This is a genomic window from Chryseobacterium sp. SIMBA_028, assembly GCF_046535285.1.
In the GTDB taxonomy this organism is placed as follows: domain Bacteria; phylum Bacteroidota; class Bacteroidia; order Flavobacteriales; family Weeksellaceae; genus Chryseobacterium.
The window spans coordinates 277,897-296,991 of record NZ_JAWRWZ010000005.1 but is presented as its reverse complement, the minus strand read 5'-3'; the positions used below and the strand labels follow the sequence as shown (position 1 = coordinate 296,991).

Genomic DNA, 19,095 nt, shown 5'->3' with positions numbered 1-19,095 from the left:
GTATTTTTTTTGATAATCACCACAAAAGATTTAAACACTTAAGTTATTTAAGTGACAAACATTACGTATAATAAGTAAACTTTAGCTTTTGAAAATCTTTAATTTTCTTCTTATGTGAACTTTCTTTTATAGTATGATTTTAAACTAACTTACGTGAACTAAAGTGTTTTAAATAAAAGCTTTTGTGACTTTTGTGGTTATATTTACCTCAATAAGTCACAGCATTTCATCAAGTTCAGCAGATGATTTCTCTAAGTTCTACGCCATTCATAATACTTTAACATCCTTTATACCCTATGCCCAGATAAATTTTCGTTCTTTTGCAAAAGTTTTAATTTTTAAATAATTGCATGTCAAAGTTTGATGAAATCCGGTATTTCCATGATCATGAAGTGAATGAAGCACTGGGAAGTATAGCCCGCGATCCTATGATGAAAGCGCTGATGAACTTTACTTTTCCAGGGGTAGACGAACAGGTTTGGCTGGAACAGTTTAAGGATGTTCATTCTATCAGTGATTTTCAGCATCATTTTGTGGCGCACACCATCCGTCAGATCCTTGCCAAGAGTTCTGATGGCTTAACGACTTCAGGTTTTGATCAACTTGACAAGAATACACCTTACCTTTTCATCTCGAACCACAGGGATATTGTACTGGATACGTCATTGCTTAACCTGGTTCTGCTGGAAAGCGGCCATATTATGACGGCTTCTGCCATTGGTGATAACCTCGTGAAGAGAAATTTTCTGAATGTACTGGCTAAGCTGAACCGTAATTTTTTAGTTCAAAGAGGATTATCTCTTCGTGAGCAGCTTAAAAGCTCGCAAACCATGTCTGAGTACATTGATTATCAACTCCATCATGAAAACCGTTCCGTATGGATCGCCCAGCGTGAAGGCCGTACCAAAAACGGGAATGATGCTACCCAGCAAGGAGTTTTAAAAATGCTTGCCATGGCATCCGGAGATCAATCATTGACCGATTATTTTAAGACACTGAAGATTGTTCCGATATCGATTTCTTATGAGTATGACCCTACCGATTCCCTAAAAATGCCACAGCTTTTAGCACAGCATAGGGAGGAGGAATACATTAAAGGTAAAAACGAAGATTTCACCACGATGCTTAGCGGAATATTAGGGCAAAAGAAGCGAATTCATATTCATGCCGGTCATGTGATTGATAAGGAACTAGATGATATCGCAGCTACTATTGAGAATAAAAACAAGCAGCTGCAGGCTATTGCACAGGTTATTGATGATTCAATCATACAGAACTATAAGCTTTGGCCTACGAAATATATAGCCTATGATCTGATTCACAATACAGACACCTATGCTTCTCAATATACAGAACAGGAAAAACAATTGTTTATCCGAAGACTTGAGATGCGTATCTCCTCTTCTGATGCTATTTCTAAGGAGTATTTCCTTACCATGTATGCCAATCCACTGATTAATAAAATAAAAGCGGAGGAAAACTAGTTTTTTAGAAGTACGTTTTCTCTGACTGACAAAGATATTGATGGACATTTTTTAATGTCCATTTTTTTTGCCTGCATAATCAGGAAAGCCAAAAGAAAACGGCTATACAAACCAATTTCATGGAAGTGCCCCTCCCCTCTCAATACAATGTAAAATATGTACACATTGTACACAATTGTGTGCAATTTGCATATTATGTGCAATTATGGGTTTCCATAGTGCAGGACTCCATAAATGATTTACTTTTATCCTGTGATAGAAATCACACAAAAAAGAATTAATTATTATATTTACAAAAACACAAATGCTTATGAAGAAAAATCTAGTCTATGGACTGTTATTGTTAGGCATGCTTACTGTTTCCCTCAATTCCTGCAGGACAGATGAGATGCTGACAAGCACAGAACAAACGCAAAAGGAGAAAATTGCCTTTTTTGAACGCTTTGAAAAGGAAAGAAGCCTTTCCAAAAATGCAGCATCCAACAACTATGCACTCCCCTTTGGAAACTCCATGCTGGCCTATTTTGAGAAGTATCCCAAAAAGAAAACCGAGCTTGAAACCAAGTATGGAACGGTGGATTTAAGGGTTTCCTCTCAGGATATAGGAGGAGACGAGGGAGACAACAGGAAACTTCTATTTTTTCCGATGCTCAAGGATGGAAAAGTAACGGGCGTAATAGCGGGAGTGATTAATGCAGAAAGAGACTATCTCTATTTTGATGTTCACCAAAACACGCATCCCGATGTTTTTTATCTTATTAATACATTTCAGGACTACTATGACTCCAAGACAGTTTCCCGTAATAGTAACAATCCTATTGACGTGGGAGAAGTGATCATCAGAGTAACAAGACCGGTAAGGCTGACGATGTATGACGGATGGGCCGGAAATGGAGGCCCTGGCAATGGCGGACATGACATGGGTGGCGGGCCTGGTGATTATGGGAGTGGAGAAGGGGGTGGGAGTAGTGGAAGTTCAAATCCCAACGCTCCAAGCACACCTGATCCTTGCGGGCAAATGAAAGACCTGAAAAACAAATCTGAATATGCAAAAAATACTAAGTATTTAGAATCAAAGACAGGAAATACTACAGAAAGTGGGTTTCGTGTGGGGGATCCTGTTTCAGGGCAGACAGGTACACAGTTTCAGGAACTCAGCAATAAACTGGGAACTCAAGAATTGGATTTTAAAATTTTTGGGTCAACCTATGGGATTATGCACTCGCACTATGATACTCTGATTTCAATATTTTCTCCTGATGATGTTAATTTATTTATTCAGCTGCTAAAAAATGCAAAGGCAAACGGAATTCCTGTCAATAAGGTATTTGTTTCAGTGGTTACCTCCAATGGGACATACCAGCTAAGGGGGGATAATATCGATCCCGATAAACTAACAATGTATACGCCTAAACAAATTGAAAACTTGACTGAGATTTATTCTCGAGCAATGGGCAATCCTAATATATCAAGAGAAGCCCTGCAAAAGGAATTTCTTAAGTTTATGGAAACCAGCATGAAAATTGAAGGAGCCAAGGTATATGAACAAGATAGTGATGGCAATACCTCTGAAGTAAAAAAAGACGGACCAAAAGTTGATTGTCCTAAATAAAATAATATAAAAGAAATCATGAAAAAAATAGTTATTATACTTTTAGTATGTTGTATTAATTCAGTATTTGCACAACAGGTCTTTCCACTTGATACGCCTATGATTGACAGACCGGATAAAGCCTATTATAAGGATCTAAATGGAGAACTCAATCAATATGTAGGGACCTGGAAAGGAACATGGGAGGGGAAAATCTTATTTTTAGAGTTAAGAAAAATAAAAAAAAGATATACATTAAATGATGGGACATACTTTGATGTAGATTCTATTTTAGGAGAACGAAAGATTATATCAGCCAATGGAATGGTAGAAGTAGACAGGATTTCCAATTTCGATGAAAACTCATCAGAATTTTATGGTATTCTTGGACAGAAGAAAAATTTTTCACAGAAATTTCTCTTATTTCAGCCCAAGGATATGTGTACCAAGACGGCAAACTTAGATATTAATTTTATGGATTCTCAAAAAACACAGATGCGTTTACAATTTAAATATAATCCACATGGTGTTTATGAGTCTTGTCCATACTATCATCAAGTTATAGTGGAGGGAAAAGAGTGGCCAATGAATTTTCCGAAAGACATCGTTCTAACCAAACAATAACAATAAATCCCAGTTTAACTGGGATTTATCAATTTAAACAGGGCAGTTTATTTTAAAATTAGTTGGGTAGATCTACACAATCTCCACTACCCACGAATCCCTCAGTGTGGTGATTATTCACTGTTGAAAAATAAAAACTTAAACATGAAAAAAACAATTTTTATACTTTTAAAATTCAATATTTGCACAACAGATTTTTTCTTTGAGACCAACAAAGATATCTTTACCAGAGGGATCATATCAAAAGGATACCAATAATGAATTAGTACCTTATGTGAGTACTCATATATCTCTTATTGAATCTTTTGCATTTCCAGCTCACTTACTATTTTACGGATCAGCTTAATCTGCAAAATCTGCGTGAGCTTACGTGATCAAATCACTATTCAAGTTAAATTAAAGGCCACTATGGATTATGGTTTCCCGTAATTTTCTTCTACTCGTTGTTTGTAGTTTCGGGTATTATAAAACAAGATGTTTTTATAAGCTTTAGTTCAACAAACAAAGACTACATTATGAATAAAAAAACGACTCCTGCAGACCTCTTTTTGGGAATTCTTGCATTATTACTGATCAGCGTAAGCTTTTACCAGACCTGGCTCGGGCTACAGCAGATCTTTGGCCCCGCATCCTTTGTGATAGCCCTGGTTTTATCACTATTGCTCCTCTTTCTGTGCTGGATGCTGAGAAATGCCAAACTGGAGGGAAAACCTACCGGAAGCCTTGTTGGGATCTACGTGTTTATCGCCTCTTTCTGCTTCATTGCCAATTTCAATGCCTTATATACAAGGTTTATGAAAACTGATATCTATACGGATGAACTTCGCGATATCAATAAAAATTTCACCGCTCTTGAAAATGATGTAGAATCTAAATTAAGCTACAAATACAATAAAGCAACCACCCAGAATATTGAGATCAAGAAAAAGCAGCTGATGGAACAGATCAAGGATCCTGGGAATAAAGGAATTGGAACCCGTGCCCAGCTATTGATTAAGGATATAGAAAAACTGACAGGTCAGAAAGTTGACTTACTGACTCCGGTGGGTGATGATTACGAGGATCTTTCTGAAAGAATGGGAAAACAGATCGATAATATTATCTCTGACCTGTCTCCTGAAGAAAGAGCATTGAAAACAGACATCAATACCACCGCATTTAAGTGGAACAAGAATATTCAGGATTTACTGCTTTTATCAAAAAAGGAAAAAGACGGATTATCACAGGGATTAATTGATGAGTCTCTTTCTGATTATAATAAACTGGGCAGCAGAGCGCAGACTGTTCTTGGAAATGAAAAAATTCACTTTGAACCCATGGTTTCAAAGACCCAGCAGGTGGGAAAAATTGGTTTTGCATTTGAGCATGCCATTAAAAACTTTGGAATGTACCAGTTTGTAGTACTGGCAGGTTGTATTTTACTTGATTTTGTGATCGTTATCATTATTTTATTGGTCACAGACTCCGGAAATTATAACGGAAGCAACGGCAGAAGTGTATTTAACAATAAAAGAAGCGGTAAAACCATCATCCCAAATAACTAAGCCATGGAAACCAATGAAAATTTAAAACCTCTGTCTTTTGAAACTGAAGAAGCCCTAAAGCCTCTTTCCTTTGAATATCAAAATGATACCCCGGAAGACTTTGTTCCTATTGCCAAGACCATCTCCAATGACCTTAAAAATAAGGAGAGCAATTTTGTGTTCTTCTTTGGAACTGCAGAATCAGGAAAATCTGTTATTCTTTCTTCCATGCTGTACTATCTCAGGTCATATGCGGGAGTATTAAGACCAAAGCTTGGAACCCCCAACTCTAAGGAAGCCAATGTACTTCTCTCTGATTTCTTTGAAAACATCCGGCAGGGAGTTCTTCCCAATAGAACCACAAGGGATCAGGTAACCCGTCTGGATCTTGTCTTTGAGCCTAATAACAGATCTAAAAGAGTGGTTCCGATAGATCTCACCTTTCTGGAAACCTCAGGAGAAAACCATAAAGATATCAGGAGAGGCGGAAGCTATCATAGTAGTATAGAGACTTTTCTTAATGCCAATATTCCGCTTACGTTTATTATTGTCACCAGCTTTGAATCTGCTTATAAGGACGATTCCTTAATCAATGAATTTCTGGATGAGCTGGAAAGAAAGGGCAAGAACTTAAAATCTGTAAATGCCATCCTTGTGATTTCCAAGTGGGATAAATCCGGAAGAATGGATGTGGAAAGTGCCGAAGCCCTCGACAGTTTCATTTCTGACCACCTACCCATGACTTCGCAGCGTATTGACACATATGGCCTAAGCAAAACGTATTACACAGTAGGAAGTGTGCAGAATGCAACGGGAAGCGAAAGAATCAGCCTGTTGAATCTTTCCACGGCAGAAGTACTCTCAAAATGGCTGTACAGAAGCATTGTGGGATATGATCTGGATTATGAAGGAACATTTTGGGAACGTTTAAAATTTAGTTTTACAGATTAATGGACAGTACTTATTTTTTCTCTGCATTCGGTACATTCGGAAACCCGAATGGCTTCCGGCAATCCTTTTTTCTGGGTGGAAATAAGGCCATAGCCAAGGAGATCCGGACGTTCGACTTGAAGACGGATGCTATTAAACTATTTCCTCAAACCAGTATTTATTCTATCCGAAAGGACTACGCCGGGGGAAGTAACCTTATCTCCTACTCTGTTTATACGTTTGCCAAGGAGCAGAATTCAGACAGAGGCGGTACGTTTATAGGTTCCGGGTTGCTTTTCGCTGGAAAAGTGGCTTCAGAAAGTCTTATCATCAATACGTTGAATGAGTTTCAGGATCACCTTGAAAAAAATAACCTTTCAGACCGTATTATTACAGTCAATCACTCTGATCAGTTTTCCATCCATAAACCTAAGGATTTTGACAAGATAGGGTTTAATGTCCGTGAAATTGATGACCTTAGTTTTACCCAGGCCAGCAATACCTACCTTGTGGTGTATTGCGAAACCAACCCGTCACAATTGCAAAGTTTCTTTAGTCAGGCCATTGAACTTCTAAGTGTATATGATACGATTTACTTTACCCAGAGCCATGAGATTGGAGAGTTTGTAAGGCAAAAGGGAATTTTCAGGATCGTAGATGCCAATGGCTTTAAAAAGGAACTGGAGAACCTTCATGAAGAGAGAATCAGGGCAATTAAAAACGCCATTGCTGATCTTGAAAGTGAAAAGGAAAACCTAAAGGATGAAAGAACGAAACTGCTTGAAGATCTCAACAGGCAGATTGCACAGAATGAAAGACGGCATCAGGAAAATGAGGGTAAAATAAAGGAATCCAAAAGCGGAATTGAAATCATTAAAAAGGAATACGACCAATATTCAGGAAAGATTGATGAAGTAATTAAGAGCCTTACTTCAGATGGAAAGGTGGAAACCGCTAAGAAACGACATCAGGAAAATAAAAGATCATTTGCCCATACCATCAATCAAAACAAAAATATAGAATCGCTTTCTACCCTACCCTCCAATGTAAGACCACCGGGAAGTTCCATGGAAACCCGGCCTTACGGAAAGGAAGTTGCAGAATTCTACAGTTCTAATAGAAATAACGGAAAGAAAGAGTTCAGGCCGGATGGTTTTAAGATCGCTACACTGATATTAGCCCTGCTCTTGGTTGGTGTTCTCATTCTTTGTTGTATGTGGATGCCGAAAGAGTATGCCACCGTATTTACAAACATATAAAACGTATCACTTAAACGTATCCATTTGCTATAAAAAAACTCCTCATTGGTACCAATGAGGAGTTTTTTGTAATCTGTAGCTTTAAAATTAAAAAGATCTTATAGAGGTCTGCTTCACTCTTCTTAGCCTTTTCATATACCTACTTTTTACTTCACAATCTTCACCCTTATTCCCTCAGAATGTGCCCCCATTGCCGGAGCATACATATTCTGGAAAGACGTAATTCCGTTTGAAAAATCACCAATATTATTTGCTTTCAATTCATATTCAAAAACATAGGTTCCTTTTGGCAATGAATTGAAAAAGAAATGAGTAGCAGCATCTTTGGTACTTTCGTAATACCCGGCTCCATTTTGCCATTTATAGGTAGAAAGAACATTTACCGGTTCAAAACCACTTGCCCTCATATCTTTCAGATGAATGTATTCCATATCACGATCGGTGCGGATAACCAATCTTACCGTCACCAGATCACCCAGCCTAATGGGATTTTCCGCACTTATTTCTTTAAGTGTACTTTCATTACCATTGAATGTTTTCAGGAAAAGCTTCTTTTCAATGGAGACATTGGAAGAATTGTGCGCCATTACCTTATCCATATTTTCATAATACAAACGGTACATTCCGCCCCATGCTACTCCCGGACTATTTTTTTGGATCTCCAGCTTTCCTTTTTCAGGGGTAATATCTTTCCAGTAATAGGATTTTTTGAAGAATCCAGCCTCTGAAGTTTTTGAAAGATCATTGGTCGGGAAAATGGTCTCATTTCCCAACTTCATGGTAATTCCTTTTTCTGCATCCTGCCACGATTTTCCATAATTCAGTAAAGCATACACAGCTTCTGTAGTGGACTTTGTTGTCCCCCAGCCCTCTGTTTGCTTGTTTTTTAAAAGCCATACCTTCATTTCCTCTACACTGTTCACATCTTCAGGTGTTATTTCTGAAAAGGCTTCTATCAGCATTGCCTGTGTTTCTATAGGGGCCTCATACCAATACCAACCAGAGTTATTATCCTCCCAATACATTCCGTTTTCTTCGGAGGTTTTTGCTTTCTTCTTCAGATCAGCCACACATTTTTTGGCCAAATCGCCATAGCCATACCGTTGCAATAGTGTAGTAATCATGGCCTGATGATAAAGACTATATTCCTCAAAATCTTTCACATAAGTATTCGCCAAAGTATTAAGTACTTTTTTCAATTCAGACGGAATTTCTTTTTGGGTCCAAAAACTTCTGTAATAGAAATAAGAGGTATAGTCGTTTAAATCAAGTTCTTCGTTTAGTTTTTGTCCTTTAATGAATTGGGTATCATATTCCTTATCCAGATAATCTATACTGTTTTTGATAACACGGTTGATTTCATTGGTAAAAGATTCTCCGGATTGACCTTTCAGCATTTTATTAAGCTTTCCGAATCCGGCAAGGATATGTCCGGAAATGGTTTTATCCTTTCCACCTCCCGGAAACCATGAGAAACTTCCGTCAGGATTTTGTCGGTCAACAAGATCACGTTGTGCCTTTTTAAGATCACGCTGCATTTTGTTCAGATTAAAGAAGAGAGCAAGCTGCTCCATCTGTTCCTTTTGATCCTTAATTCTGCTCAGCCAAGGGGTTTCCCCGATAAGGATTGTTTTCAGGTTTTCATTGGCTTCTAAAGGATTGGATGGTGTTTCCCTGGCATTCCATTCATCAAAAACTTTCTTGATCTTTGGAGAAGAGTTCATGATATAGGTTGAAAGCATATTTCCGTATAATCTGCTGAAAAGCTGTTCTGAACATTCGTATGGAAACGTTCTCAGATAAGGAATAGACATCACCGCAAACCATAATGGATTGGAGGTAAGTTCTACACTCAGATTGAAATTGGCCGCTGAAGAAGAGGCATTATTCAGTAAGCCATTCATTGTATAGCTTTTGTTCTGGCCTTCCTTGATGGAAATCGGGATGGTTTCCGTTACCAGCATTCTGTCGGAAAGGATAGGAAGAACATTCTCTTCTCCATCAGAATAATGATGTGTTTTTGCTAGAATTTTATAGCCAACATGATCCACGGCATATGGAATTTTAATGTTCCAGCTTGCCTGTAGTGACCCTTTGGAAGCCACACTCATTTTTTTCAGAGAATTGGTATTTAAAAATGCTGAGTCTAAAGGTTTTGAGGTTTCAGGATCGAAAAGGTAAAGTATGAGATCTCCTTTCAAATCCTTATCTGACAGATTATCAATTTTTGCTGAAATCTGAACCTCATCCCCTTGTCTCAGAAATCTTGGCGGGTTCGGGGTTACCATCAGTTCCTTTTGGGTTTTGGTCAAAAATTCTGCTGACCCTGTTTTCAGATCCTTGGTATGAGCGAATAAGATAAGTTTCCACTGGGTAAGTGCTTCCGGAGAGGTAAATTCCAGCTTTACACTTCCTTCTGAATCGGTGTAAAGATTGGGTAAGAAAAATGCAGTTTCATCCAGATTGGTTCTTGCCTTTATACTGTTAAGCAATTCCTCCTTCATTGCTTTTTTAGATGTTACTATAAAAACTTCTCTTGAAGCAGTATCTTCATATAAAGCTGCCGCTTCAGTGGGACTAAGTTTTTTGATGGCTGCTATTTCGTCTTCAGGAAGATTTTTATCCATTAATTTTCCATCAACAACATACATGGGATTAAGTTTCTTTCTTTTATATGCCTGTAACGTTGGTTCATCGGCTACTGGGCTCATCACTTCCATGGCCGAAACTTTAGAATAAGTCCTGTCAAAAATCAGTATAGTGGTATACTGGAAATAAGGAAGTTGTGGTATAGGATATTGCTCTGATTTTATAGAATATCGGCTACGGCCAGCGCTAAAACCCACGGTCTCAAAAGAAACCAATTCATCAAAGAAGTTATCTCTTCCCCAGCTATAATAATCATAATCTCTGTAGTGATCATTGGAATAAGGGACATAGTGACTGAAACTATACTCATTTTTTGCAAACTGATCCAGCGATGCATCGTACATGGAAGCCAACACCTCAGCATTGATCTTCTCTTTATCTTTTCCTTTGATGGTGAGAATCCACTTTTCCGGAACGCCCGGTTGAATTTTATCTCGGAACACCTGAGTGATAATCTCCAGATTCCTGTTAACATTTTCCTTAATATCAAACTTGATGGTTCCTTTTGCGTAATCGTTATCATGAACAAAATCGTAATCCAGATAAAGCATTCTTTTCAGATCAGTATCAGTAACCATAAAAGAGATATCGGCACTTCCATTTTTCAGGCTAATCTCTTGGTAGTCTTCTTTCATGTTATTTCTGGTAAAGCGGTAATTCACAGAACCCTCTTCAAAATCGGAATAGAAAGTTACCGTAGCTGTTTCGCCTACCTTATAAGATTCTTTATCTGTACGAATTCCAAAATAAGCAGGTTTTCCGTTTCTAAAGGTTACGTTATCAAGAACTTCAATAACCTTAAAGGTCTTGATGGTATCATGATCTACTATAGATTCTGCTTCCACAAGATATTTTCCCGGCTCAGGATTTTTATTCAGTGTAATATTTTCAGTTTCTGAAGTATTGAATTGTTTTGAAAAAACAGCTTTACCCTTTTGAGGTTTAGCGTTTTGATTATAGCTGATATAGGGAAAATAAATATCAAAAAGTTCCTTATTATAGTATGGGTAAGATAAAGGCTTTGCAGGAATATATTCAGCTCTATATCCATTATCTGAGTTTTTTCTAATGAACTTCGGAAGAAGAATCTTGTTTTCCTCCTCCAGTTTACTAATGGTAAGATTTCCTTTGGCTGTTATTTTCTGATCATTGAGATTACTCACCGATATTTTCAGGGATTCCCATTCGTTCTGAAGCATCTGTTCTGAACTTTCAATACTGATTTTAGCCTTTACATCCCCGATATTAATGACGGCCTGGCTGCTTTGGGATTCTCCGTTAACATCAGTTACATAAAATGAAACAAAATAGCGGTAGTTAGTTTTACTTTTATCAGACTTTTCCTCTGCTTCTGCATTAAACGAAATATTGAAATTCCCATTACCGTCTGTGGTAGTCTCGCCATGGGCAATATCAGTTTCTTTTTCCTTGTAATTTGGAGAGTAATAATTATCAAAATAGCTTCTCCAGAAATAAACTCGTTGTCTCTTAACTTCATATTTTACGGTGGCTCCGGAAATATCTGCTCCGGAAAAAGCCTCAGCCTTTCCACTCACTTTTACGTTTTCTCCCAGTTTATAAGCCTCCTTCACCGGATTGATAGCTACACGAAACTTTGGTCTTTTGTATTCTTCCACCTTGAAAGACTTGCTCTCATTAGCATAAGAATGCTCCTTTTGTCCTGGAATTTCTCCAAGATCAGCCTCCATGATGATAGAATAATTTCCCGTAGTTCCGGAAGACGGAAGGGTGAATGCTCCTGTAATACTTCCGAATTCGTTTGTTACAGCTTCAGCCTTGGACATTTCCTCATAGTTTGAGTTCACAATCCTCACCATTACTTTTTGCTTGGGAAGAATCATGGTTTTGTCATAGTACTCCTGCTTCAGAATTCCCTTGTAAAACATCTTTTGGCCGGGACGATAGATGGCACGGTCTGTAAAAATGATAAAGCCCTTATTAACAGGTTCCCGAAATTGCTCTTCATTCTCTTTTATATCCTTGATCTCATCATAATTTCTGTCAATGATAAAATATTTTTTCAGTTGAGGAAAGTAAATAATACTGCCATAATACCTTCTCTCTTTTGATTTGGGTAAAGAAAACATTCCTAGTCGATCTGTACTGCCTTTCCCGGTTTGGATCAGCTTATTTTCCTTTCTGTTATTGAATTTATGTTCATATTCATTGATATTCTGATACATCATATACTCTGTATTATCAATACTTTTTCCGGTCCTGGTATTCATGGCCTGAAAGGTTACTTTTGCATCATTTTCAAATCTTTTCACGTAAAATAAATCTGAAACTACAATTCTGTCGGTTCTTCTCACCTCTTTCGACAGCGTAGTGATATCATACATTCCTTCTTCCAGAGGCGGAATAGCAAGCAGGGTCTTATGTAATTTGTAATCATTAAATTTTTGCAGTGGAAATGTCTCGGAACGGAAATTCTGATCTGCAAACTGAGGATTAATAAAATAAGCATATTTTTCTCTCACAGAGTATTTGTTCCAAATGGGCTCTTTATCAAAATCTATCCGCCCCGATATTTTATTCAACTCTATTTTTACTTCGTCTGTATTTTTATAAATGGTCTCTAATGAAATGTACTCCCCAGGCAGATTTCTCTTGGGTATTTCGATCGCCATTTCTGAGCTTTCAAGCCCATTAATCAGTCTTTTACAGTGGTTGCTCCAATCTGAAGGCGGGATATGATCAATTGCTTTTTGACAGAATTGATGAGCATTCAGAAAATTGTTTTCAGAAATTTCCTGTTTTGCCAGATTGGCTGCCTGAAACAGAAGATAAGCAGAAAATGGTTCCTTAGGATAGGCATCTGCTAAAGCTTCCAGCTGTTGTAACTGCTTCTTCACGTCACCCTCTATTTCAGTACTTTTAAAATAAAGCAATGCTGTTTTATCATCATCATTGACATGAAACTGATGTAAATTGTTTTTAATCTCTGCTATTTTTTTCTTTGCAGTATTATCATAATCAAATGGCAATCCCTGTAGAAATTTTAAATAATCTGTTGCAACAAGATCATATAGTGTGGGCATATATTTTATGAATTCCAATTGATCTATCAGCCGATTCCAAAGTTGTGTTTTTTCCTGCTGCAGTATTTCTCTGTTGGAAAGTGACTGACTGTACAATTGGTCTGCTTCCCTGTAAAAATCATTGACAGCCCATGTTTTATAGTCATCGGGAAGCTCATGAAGAGGAGTAATGTCTTTTTTCTTTGCTCTGTAACCATACTTCCCGATATAGGAAACATATTTGTTCGCCAGATAATATTGATAAAGGGCCTTACGCAACCCTTTTGATTCATTTACTTTTTTTCGGAGGATCAGGATCTGATCGCTATCCGGTCTTATATTCTCATCATCAGAATCATAGTAGACATTTACGACTTCCAGAACCTCTTTCTGAATAGAATCCCTTGAAGACATTTTAGGGACTGAACGATCTATTTTTTGTTTTGATATTCTGGTTTTTAAAGGCTTAGTCTCTTTATGCACCGGAATCTGTGAAAATATATGGACTGAAACCCATAATAATAACGTGAGAAATATTTTGAATGAAAATTTCATGATAATTAAGTTTTAAAATAGGACGTTATTCCTGAACAAAGTTTGGAATTTCAATCAGGTCAACGGATTTTTTCGGAATGAAATATCCTCCATTTCTCCTAAGAATTATATATTTTCCGGGAACCAGGCTGATGTAGATTAATGCAGATTCCTTGTCATTGGTTTCTATTTTTCCTGACGATAAATACCGTATCGTTTTTCCCATAAAGTCAGGGGATGAAAAATACAATTGTTCTGAAACCGGCTTGTTTTTAAGATATAAATTGTTCCATTTTCTTTTGGAAAACCTCTGAAAAATCTTTTCTTTGGATAAGGCTTCAATCTCTGAAACCGGAATAAAAGTAGCTTCCACATCCTTATATACATCTAGCGGTTCCCAGATTTTGTTATGAGAGTAATCTCGCTTCAATCTCATAAACGGAATTCCTTTCTCCTGAAAAAAACGATAGCTTATTTCTCTGTACAAATCATCTGTTGGATGTTTTTCCAGAAAATGAACTGTCCCCCGATAAAGAATCATAAAATTTACATTCTCCATATTCACTTCTGAAAACGGAAAGCTTTTGTATTCCATATAAGGAGGTGGCTGGGCAATGGCACTCTTTTGCGTTCGGTAATAGAAGTATTTCCCGTTTTTCATTTCTTCTTCAGGATAAAAATAAGAGGTACTATCCAACTGCTGAATAAGATTGCCGTCTTCATCAAAATTCTTTTCCAAAATAAGGTTGTCATTTTGATATGAATATTCTACAGCCGTCTTCAGACTTTTCTTCCAGTAGTATACATGCTTGTATTCTCTTATTTTCTCTTCTTTTTTCGGAAGATTTACCCGTTCTTCAGATTTATCTTTCTTGTGGTATTTGTGATATTCATTTTTGGAATAGCCATATCCTTCGATTCCTGACTCAAGATATCCGTTTTTATAAATGGCTTCTCCCAAAATGCTTCCATCGGGTTTATATTCAATAGTTTTTCCGGATTTCAGGCTGTCGCCATATTCCACGGTTTTCCAGACTTTACCATCATCAAAATAGTAGGTAAGTTTTTTCTGTTTGGTTTTATTGAGATAGGAATGTCCTGGTCTGTCTTCTTCATCTGAATCAAACCAAAAAACTTCCCCAATTCTATTTTTTTCATCTCCATCCGCAAAATACCCCTGCATCTGAAGTGCATTTCCCTTCATGTAATAATCCCGAAGCAATTCTACATTTCCAGATTTTGGAAAAGGAAGCGGACGGTAATAGATGGCAGTGGATTTTTTGGTTTCCTTCCAGTGAGAATCAAAATAAATGGTTTTTGCCTGCGCAGAAAAATGAACAGGCATATAAAATATCCAGAAAAGTAAACAGTACTTTTTCATCATGAATGATTGTTTTTCAGGTTATAATGTTTTTTCATTACAATGATTGGGGAGCAGGAGCATACAAGCAATAACAGGATTGCAAAAGAGAATATTTTCATCAGGTGTTTGGTTTTATTATTTTAAATTCCCATCTAAAATATAGAGATTCAATGATTTATAAAATTCTGTTTTCATAATATTTTTCGAAAAATACTCTTTATTCAAAGGCAATGCATTCCAAAAAAGGATTTTCTTTCCCCTAAAAGTAAACTCTAGGAAATAATCAGGGCGTACCACAAAGGTTTTCAATGCCTTATCAATATCTTTCTTCAGTTTCTTTTTATCATCATTCTCCGCCATGGCTATAATCCCCTTTTCTCCTAATGAATAGTTCCATTGCGAGTTAATCAGAGCCAAAAGATAGCCATAAGCCTCATCTTTCCGCCCCAGATTCTGATATACTTTTACCAGATCATACTCAATTCTGTGAGAATCTTTTTCTATGGTAGTTCCGCTCACACTGAATAACTGATGTTCTACAAGTGCCTTATGAAAATATTTTTCTGCCTATTCATAATCCTTTTTTCCAAGAAATACATCTGCCAAAGCATGTGATGCCGTATGATTGATATTCACGATTTCCTCATCATAATTATCTTTGTACTTTTCATCAATCTTCAGGTCTGCAAAATAGCGCAGTTCCTCAATATAATGGGCAATGTTGGTTCTTTCCAGTTTATCCTTAAGGTTAGATGTATATTGTATCAGAGTCGGGTCAGACTTATAAGGCTCATCCTTTATCAGATATCTTAGGCCTATCCGAAGGTCATCTACCCTAAAATTATGGTACAACGGATGGGCAAGTGCAACGCTGTCTGCTTTCTTTAGAGTTTTATCAGCCTGTGAAAATACAGTTTGTACAGTACACGTAAAAAGGATGCAGCTGAGTATGGTTTTCATTATTATTAATCTTATTTTTAAAAGTACAAAAAATAGGATGAACAGAGTCAAAACAATATTATGTACATTTAAGGAGTGACAAATACTTAATAATATGATGAAGAAAACGATAATTTCAATACTTTTATCTTTTCCCTGCCTTTTGATATTTGCACAAAAGTATCCTGAATTATTTCCTGTAAGTGACAAAAAGAAAGGCTATATTGGCTATTATCTTGCAGATGGCACCCTTGTGGTTCCGCCACAGTTTTGTAGTGCTTCCAATAATACAGATGGCTATTATCTTGTTTCCAAGGCTGAACATGAATATGATGAATCAGGAAGAAGAAAGGAAGAGCATATTTCCAACACGGAAAAGTATGGGATTCTGAACAGAAAGGGAGAATGGATCATTGGTTTTGATAATAATTACAGCATGATAGGGCTTACAAATGGTTTTATAATGGTTTCTAAAAATGATCTGAGTGGAATTGTCAATGACAAAAATGAAATATTAATCCCCATAGAATATGAAATCCTTGACCCGATGTACAGCAACCTTATTGCTGCTAAAAAGAATGGTAAGAAAGGGATAATAGACATTCATAACAAGATCCTTGTTCCGTTTCGGTATGATGAAGTTTATAGTTTCCATCTTGTAAAAAGTAAGAATCAATATCACGCTCTCGTCAGAGTTGGAGATCAGTGGGGCATGATTGATGAAAACGGAAAATATCGTATAGAATTAAGCAATACAGAACTTGTCACGCTTACTGACACTTCCGTTATTATTCAAAAAAACGGATTATATGGAGTCTCTGATTTTAAGCTCAAAACAATTATCCCAGCCGAATATTCTGAACAGCTCTTTACCGGTGAGGAAATACAGTTATTGAAAGACGACGCCTACTATTACTTCAGTCAGGAAGGAAAACTGCTGAGAAAGGAAGAAATGAAATGAGACAAAAAATACTAATTCTTATAGCCATTACCACAGGAATTTTCCTGTCATCGGCACAAACGCTAACATCGTCCAACATTTGGTATGATATAATGTCTAATGGAGCGAAAGCAGACAGTCTTTTAATCCAAAAAGGATTTAAACTCAAGTATTCCGGACCGAAAAAAATGGGTGGTAACTTAGCCTGTTATGTCAACAAAAAATTTGATGAATGGTTGTTTATTAATGATAATGACCAGGGAAAGACCACACAGGTATCTTATCTTCTGCCTACCTTAAAAAAGTATCGGAAAAACCAGGTTGAGAAGAAGAGGTTATTAATGGGTGAAGAGGTAAATCCCTTAGGAAAAACCTATCAAGAGGGTAAGATCTATTACCAACTTACCTATACCTTTGAAAAAATAGAGACCCCTCCGACGACGAATTAAATATAACCAGAACAAAATCCAATGAAAGTACTAGCAGCCATTACCCTTTTATCAGCTATAATTTTCAGTAGCTGCAACAAGGCCAAGCAGGTTTCAGGAACCTATATTATTCAGTCGGAAATGCTTCCAAAGGTCAATGGATGTTGTGCCAATACGGAAATAATGCGGTTAAACGAAGATCAAACTTTCAGTATGTATCATCAAAATGATCAGGGAGATTATACTACCGAGGATTTTGCAACGGGAACGTTTCAGCTGGCACAGGGTGTGGTTTCCCTGAAGCCGGACTCCATTAATACTCATTTTGATCTTTCAGAGGCAACGTTTAGAAAAGAACATGCTGATCATGGTATGGATTATCTTACCCGACAGGATAATAAAGCGAAATACCATAAAATTAATTTTGAAAAAGCAGACTCCCTATACATTCGGCGTGTGAATTCTGATACCTGGGAAAGTGAAGAAATAACGGTAAAAAAAGATGGTACTGTTCGCTATGTATTGTACTCCTCTGACAAATCTCAGCATACAATGGCCCACATTAAAAATAAGAAGCTTACCAAAGAGCAGTTCCGGGAATATGTAGAGACCATGTCTCAAAGTAGTATTTTTCAATCAGGAATAATCTCCAAAAAACATGAAATTTCCCTGTTATTAAATATTTCTGAACAAAACATTTCACTCTACGATCACAATAACATCGATAAGAAACTGTATGATTTCTTCTTTGAGAAAGTTCGCAGTTGGGTACAATAGATTCATAATAAAGCCCAATTGGTTAGGATCTTGGTATTCCACGATGTACACATTCTGCTTCAAGGATATTCATCATGGTGCGGTCCCCTATTGAAAAGAAATAAATCTTCTCCCAAACTTTCATTCTTACAAAAAAGCCGCTGCGGGGAGCACTTGTAATTTTAATATTTGTAATATCCGTCCATGGAAATGCCAATACCCTACCCAGTTTAAATACATATATAGAGGATTGGCCAATGATAAAAGGCGGAGCCAGCATAAAACCGTCCACCATATTCATAGACTGGTTTACATCAATCATTTTCTCGAAATGTGCCTGATCCAGACTCAATATAACCCTTCGGTAATTCTGTGTCATTTTATTCATCAGCCAGGAAACCAGGAAAAAAAATAACATTCCCAATCCTGCCATCCCTCCCAACAAGAGATAACTGTCTTTCATTCGGGCATCATAACGTTCTGCATCCAATTTGCCTTGGAAACTCAATGTATCAAAGAGAGTCAAAAAAAAGGGAAAGGAAAATACAATAGCAATAAAGACTAAGAAAATAATATTTACTGCACGCTGCCGCGCTTTCATACGTATGAAATAATCTTCCCGTTTCTGAATAGTGATCTGATCCAACATTTGATTTGAGGAATCTGATCCGGTAAATTCTCCTCTTTGCCCCGATCTGGAAATAAATACAAAGAAGAATATTGCGGAGACAACGATAATGATGAAAAAAATAAGTGCTATATACATATCATTCTTTTAAATACTAATAATTGGCTGGTGAATGTATTTCAATTTCCTGAAAGGCGAACCTATTAAAAAAAATTGTTATTTCCGTACTTTTTGAAACTTCCTAGTATTTTTAAGTCAAAATCTCTTAACTACAAACATCTATATCATTTCCATGTATGCTTTGATCAGATCTTTAAGCCTATTATATTTTATCTTTCAATTTGTACAACAAAGCAGTATTATGGATAAGACTCATCTTAAAATATTATCTTCGTAAAAAATTTGA

Annotated in this window: 14 protein-coding genes; 9 read left to right on the top strand and 5 right to left on the bottom strand. The window is 36.9% G+C overall.

The features are described from left to right. The first annotated feature begins 350 nt into the window (after positions 1 to 350). The 6 genes from SCA31_RS09015 to SCA31_RS08990 all read left to right on the top strand — a co-directional run bounded on the left by SCA31_RS09015 (position 351) and on the right by SCA31_RS08990 (position 7,411). Positions 351 to 1,484: a 1-acyl-sn-glycerol-3-phosphate acyltransferase gene (locus SCA31_RS09015; protein ID WP_410696605.1), complete on the top strand. Its 1,134-nt coding sequence runs from the start codon at positions 351 to 353 to the stop codon at positions 1,482 to 1,484. A gap of 310 nt (positions 1,485 to 1,794) precedes the next feature. Then, positions 1,795 to 3,096 carry a hypothetical protein gene (locus SCA31_RS09010; protein ID WP_410696604.1) on the top strand — a complete coding sequence of 434 codons (1,302 nt, stop codon included), beginning with the start codon at positions 1,795 to 1,797 and terminating at the stop codon, positions 3,094 to 3,096. A gap of 18 nt (positions 3,097 to 3,114) precedes the next feature. Next, positions 3,115 to 3,699, top strand: a complete 585-nt coding sequence (locus SCA31_RS09005) for a DUF6705 family protein (protein ID WP_410696603.1) — start codon at positions 3,115 to 3,117, stop codon at positions 3,697 to 3,699. Between the two features lie 515 nt (positions 3,700 to 4,214). Next, on the top strand, positions 4,215 to 5,243 hold the full coding sequence (locus SCA31_RS09000; RefSeq protein ID WP_410696602.1) for a hypothetical protein: 1,029 nt from the start codon (positions 4,215 to 4,217) through the stop codon (positions 5,241 to 5,243). Positions 5,244 to 5,246: 3 nt separating this feature from the next. After that, positions 5,247 to 6,173 (top strand): hypothetical protein, encoded by a 927-nt coding sequence (locus tag SCA31_RS08995; protein WP_410696601.1) that lies wholly within the window; start codon positions 5,247 to 5,249, stop codon positions 6,171 to 6,173. Further along, positions 6,173 to 7,411, top strand: coding sequence for a hypothetical protein (locus SCA31_RS08990; protein ID WP_410696600.1), 1,239 nt, complete (start codon positions 6,173 to 6,175; stop codon positions 7,409 to 7,411). Before SCA31_RS08995 ends, SCA31_RS08990 begins: the two co-directional genes overlap by 1 nt. A gap of 146 nt (positions 7,412 to 7,557) precedes the next feature. Here SCA31_RS08990 and SCA31_RS08985 read toward each other — a convergent pair whose 3' ends face one another. The 4 genes from SCA31_RS08985 to SCA31_RS08970 all read right to left on the bottom strand — a co-directional run bounded on the left by SCA31_RS08985 (position 7,558) and on the right by SCA31_RS08970 (position 15,958). After that, the gene (locus SCA31_RS08985; RefSeq protein WP_410696599.1) at positions 7,558 to 13,656 is read right to left on the bottom strand and encodes an alpha-2-macroglobulin family protein; all 6,099 of its coding nucleotides are present in this window, start codon (positions 13,654 to 13,656) and stop codon (positions 7,558 to 7,560) included. 25 nt (positions 13,657 to 13,681) lie between these two features. Next, positions 13,682 to 15,016: a hypothetical protein gene (locus SCA31_RS08980; protein WP_410696598.1), complete on the bottom strand. Its 1,335-nt coding sequence runs from the start codon at positions 15,014 to 15,016 to the stop codon at positions 13,682 to 13,684. A gap of 117 nt (positions 15,017 to 15,133) precedes the next feature. Further along, positions 15,134 to 15,517, bottom strand: coding sequence for a hypothetical protein (locus tag SCA31_RS08975; protein WP_410696597.1), 384 nt, complete (start codon positions 15,515 to 15,517; stop codon positions 15,134 to 15,136). A gap of 48 nt (positions 15,518 to 15,565) precedes the next feature. Next, the gene (locus tag SCA31_RS08970) at positions 15,566 to 15,958 is read right to left on the bottom strand and encodes a hypothetical protein (protein ID WP_410696596.1); all 393 of its coding nucleotides are present in this window, start codon (positions 15,956 to 15,958) and stop codon (positions 15,566 to 15,568) included. Positions 15,959 to 16,055: 97 nt separating this feature from the next. Between SCA31_RS08970 and SCA31_RS08965 the strand changes: the two genes are divergently transcribed. From SCA31_RS08965 to SCA31_RS08955, 3 genes are read left to right on the top strand one after another with little or no spacing between them, the layout of a single operon-like run. Continuing rightward, positions 16,056 to 16,898 (top strand): WG repeat-containing protein, encoded by an 843-nt coding sequence (locus tag SCA31_RS08965; RefSeq protein WP_410696595.1) that lies wholly within the window; start codon positions 16,056 to 16,058, stop codon positions 16,896 to 16,898. Next, a complete protein-coding gene (locus tag SCA31_RS08960) occupies positions 16,895 to 17,326 on the top strand; it encodes a hypothetical protein (protein WP_410696594.1) in 432 nt (143 codons plus the stop codon). Before SCA31_RS08965 ends, SCA31_RS08960 begins: the two co-directional genes overlap by 4 nt. A gap of 21 nt (positions 17,327 to 17,347) precedes the next feature. Next, complete coding sequence (locus SCA31_RS08955; RefSeq protein ID WP_410696593.1) at positions 17,348 to 18,082, top strand: hypothetical protein; 735 nt, start codon at positions 17,348 to 17,350, stop codon at positions 18,080 to 18,082. 22 nt (positions 18,083 to 18,104) lie between these two features. On the opposite strand, the gene SCA31_RS08950 is transcribed toward SCA31_RS08955, so the two are convergent. After that, the gene (locus SCA31_RS08950; protein WP_410696592.1) at positions 18,105 to 18,827 is read right to left on the bottom strand and encodes a hypothetical protein; all 723 of its coding nucleotides are present in this window, start codon (positions 18,825 to 18,827) and stop codon (positions 18,105 to 18,107) included. Positions 18,828 to 19,095: the final 268 nt, after the last annotated feature.

Bases quoted from the DNA above. Each gene is read 5' to 3' on its own strand.
- SCA31_RS09000 (WP_410696602.1), top strand. From the start codon at position 4,215: ATGAATAAAAAAACGACTCCTGCAGACCTCTTTTTGGGAATTCTTGCA.
- SCA31_RS08960 (WP_410696594.1), top strand. From the start codon at position 16,895: ATGAGACAAAAAATACTAATTCTTATAGCCATTACCACAGGAATTTTC.
- SCA31_RS08950 (WP_410696592.1), bottom strand. From the start codon at position 18,827: ATGTATATAGCACTTATTTTTTTCATCATTATCGTTGTCTCCGCAATA.
- SCA31_RS08990 (WP_410696600.1), top strand. From the start codon at position 6,173: ATGGACAGTACTTATTTTTTCTCTGCATTCGGTACATTCGGAAACCCG.
- SCA31_RS09005 (WP_410696603.1), top strand. From the start codon at position 3,115: ATGAAAAAAATAGTTATTATACTTTTAGTATGTTGTATTAATTCAGTA.
- SCA31_RS08995 (WP_410696601.1), top strand. From the start codon at position 5,247: ATGGAAACCAATGAAAATTTAAAACCTCTGTCTTTTGAAACTGAAGAA.
- SCA31_RS08970 (WP_410696596.1), bottom strand. From the start codon at position 15,958: ATGAAAACCATACTCAGCTGCATCCTTTTTACGTGTACTGTACAAACT.
- SCA31_RS08985 (WP_410696599.1), bottom strand. From the start codon at position 13,656: ATGAAATTTTCATTCAAAATATTTCTCACGTTATTATTATGGGTTTCA.
- SCA31_RS08980 (WP_410696598.1), bottom strand. From the start codon at position 15,016: ATGAAAAAGTACTGTTTACTTTTCTGGATATTTTATATGCCTGTTCAT.
- SCA31_RS09015 (WP_410696605.1), top strand. From the start codon at position 351: ATGTCAAAGTTTGATGAAATCCGGTATTTCCATGATCATGAAGTGAAT.
- SCA31_RS08955 (WP_410696593.1), top strand. From the start codon at position 17,348: ATGAAAGTACTAGCAGCCATTACCCTTTTATCAGCTATAATTTTCAGT.
- SCA31_RS09010 (WP_410696604.1), top strand. From the start codon at position 1,795: ATGAAGAAAAATCTAGTCTATGGACTGTTATTGTTAGGCATGCTTACT.
- SCA31_RS08965 (WP_410696595.1), top strand. From the start codon at position 16,056: ATGAAGAAAACGATAATTTCAATACTTTTATCTTTTCCCTGCCTTTTG.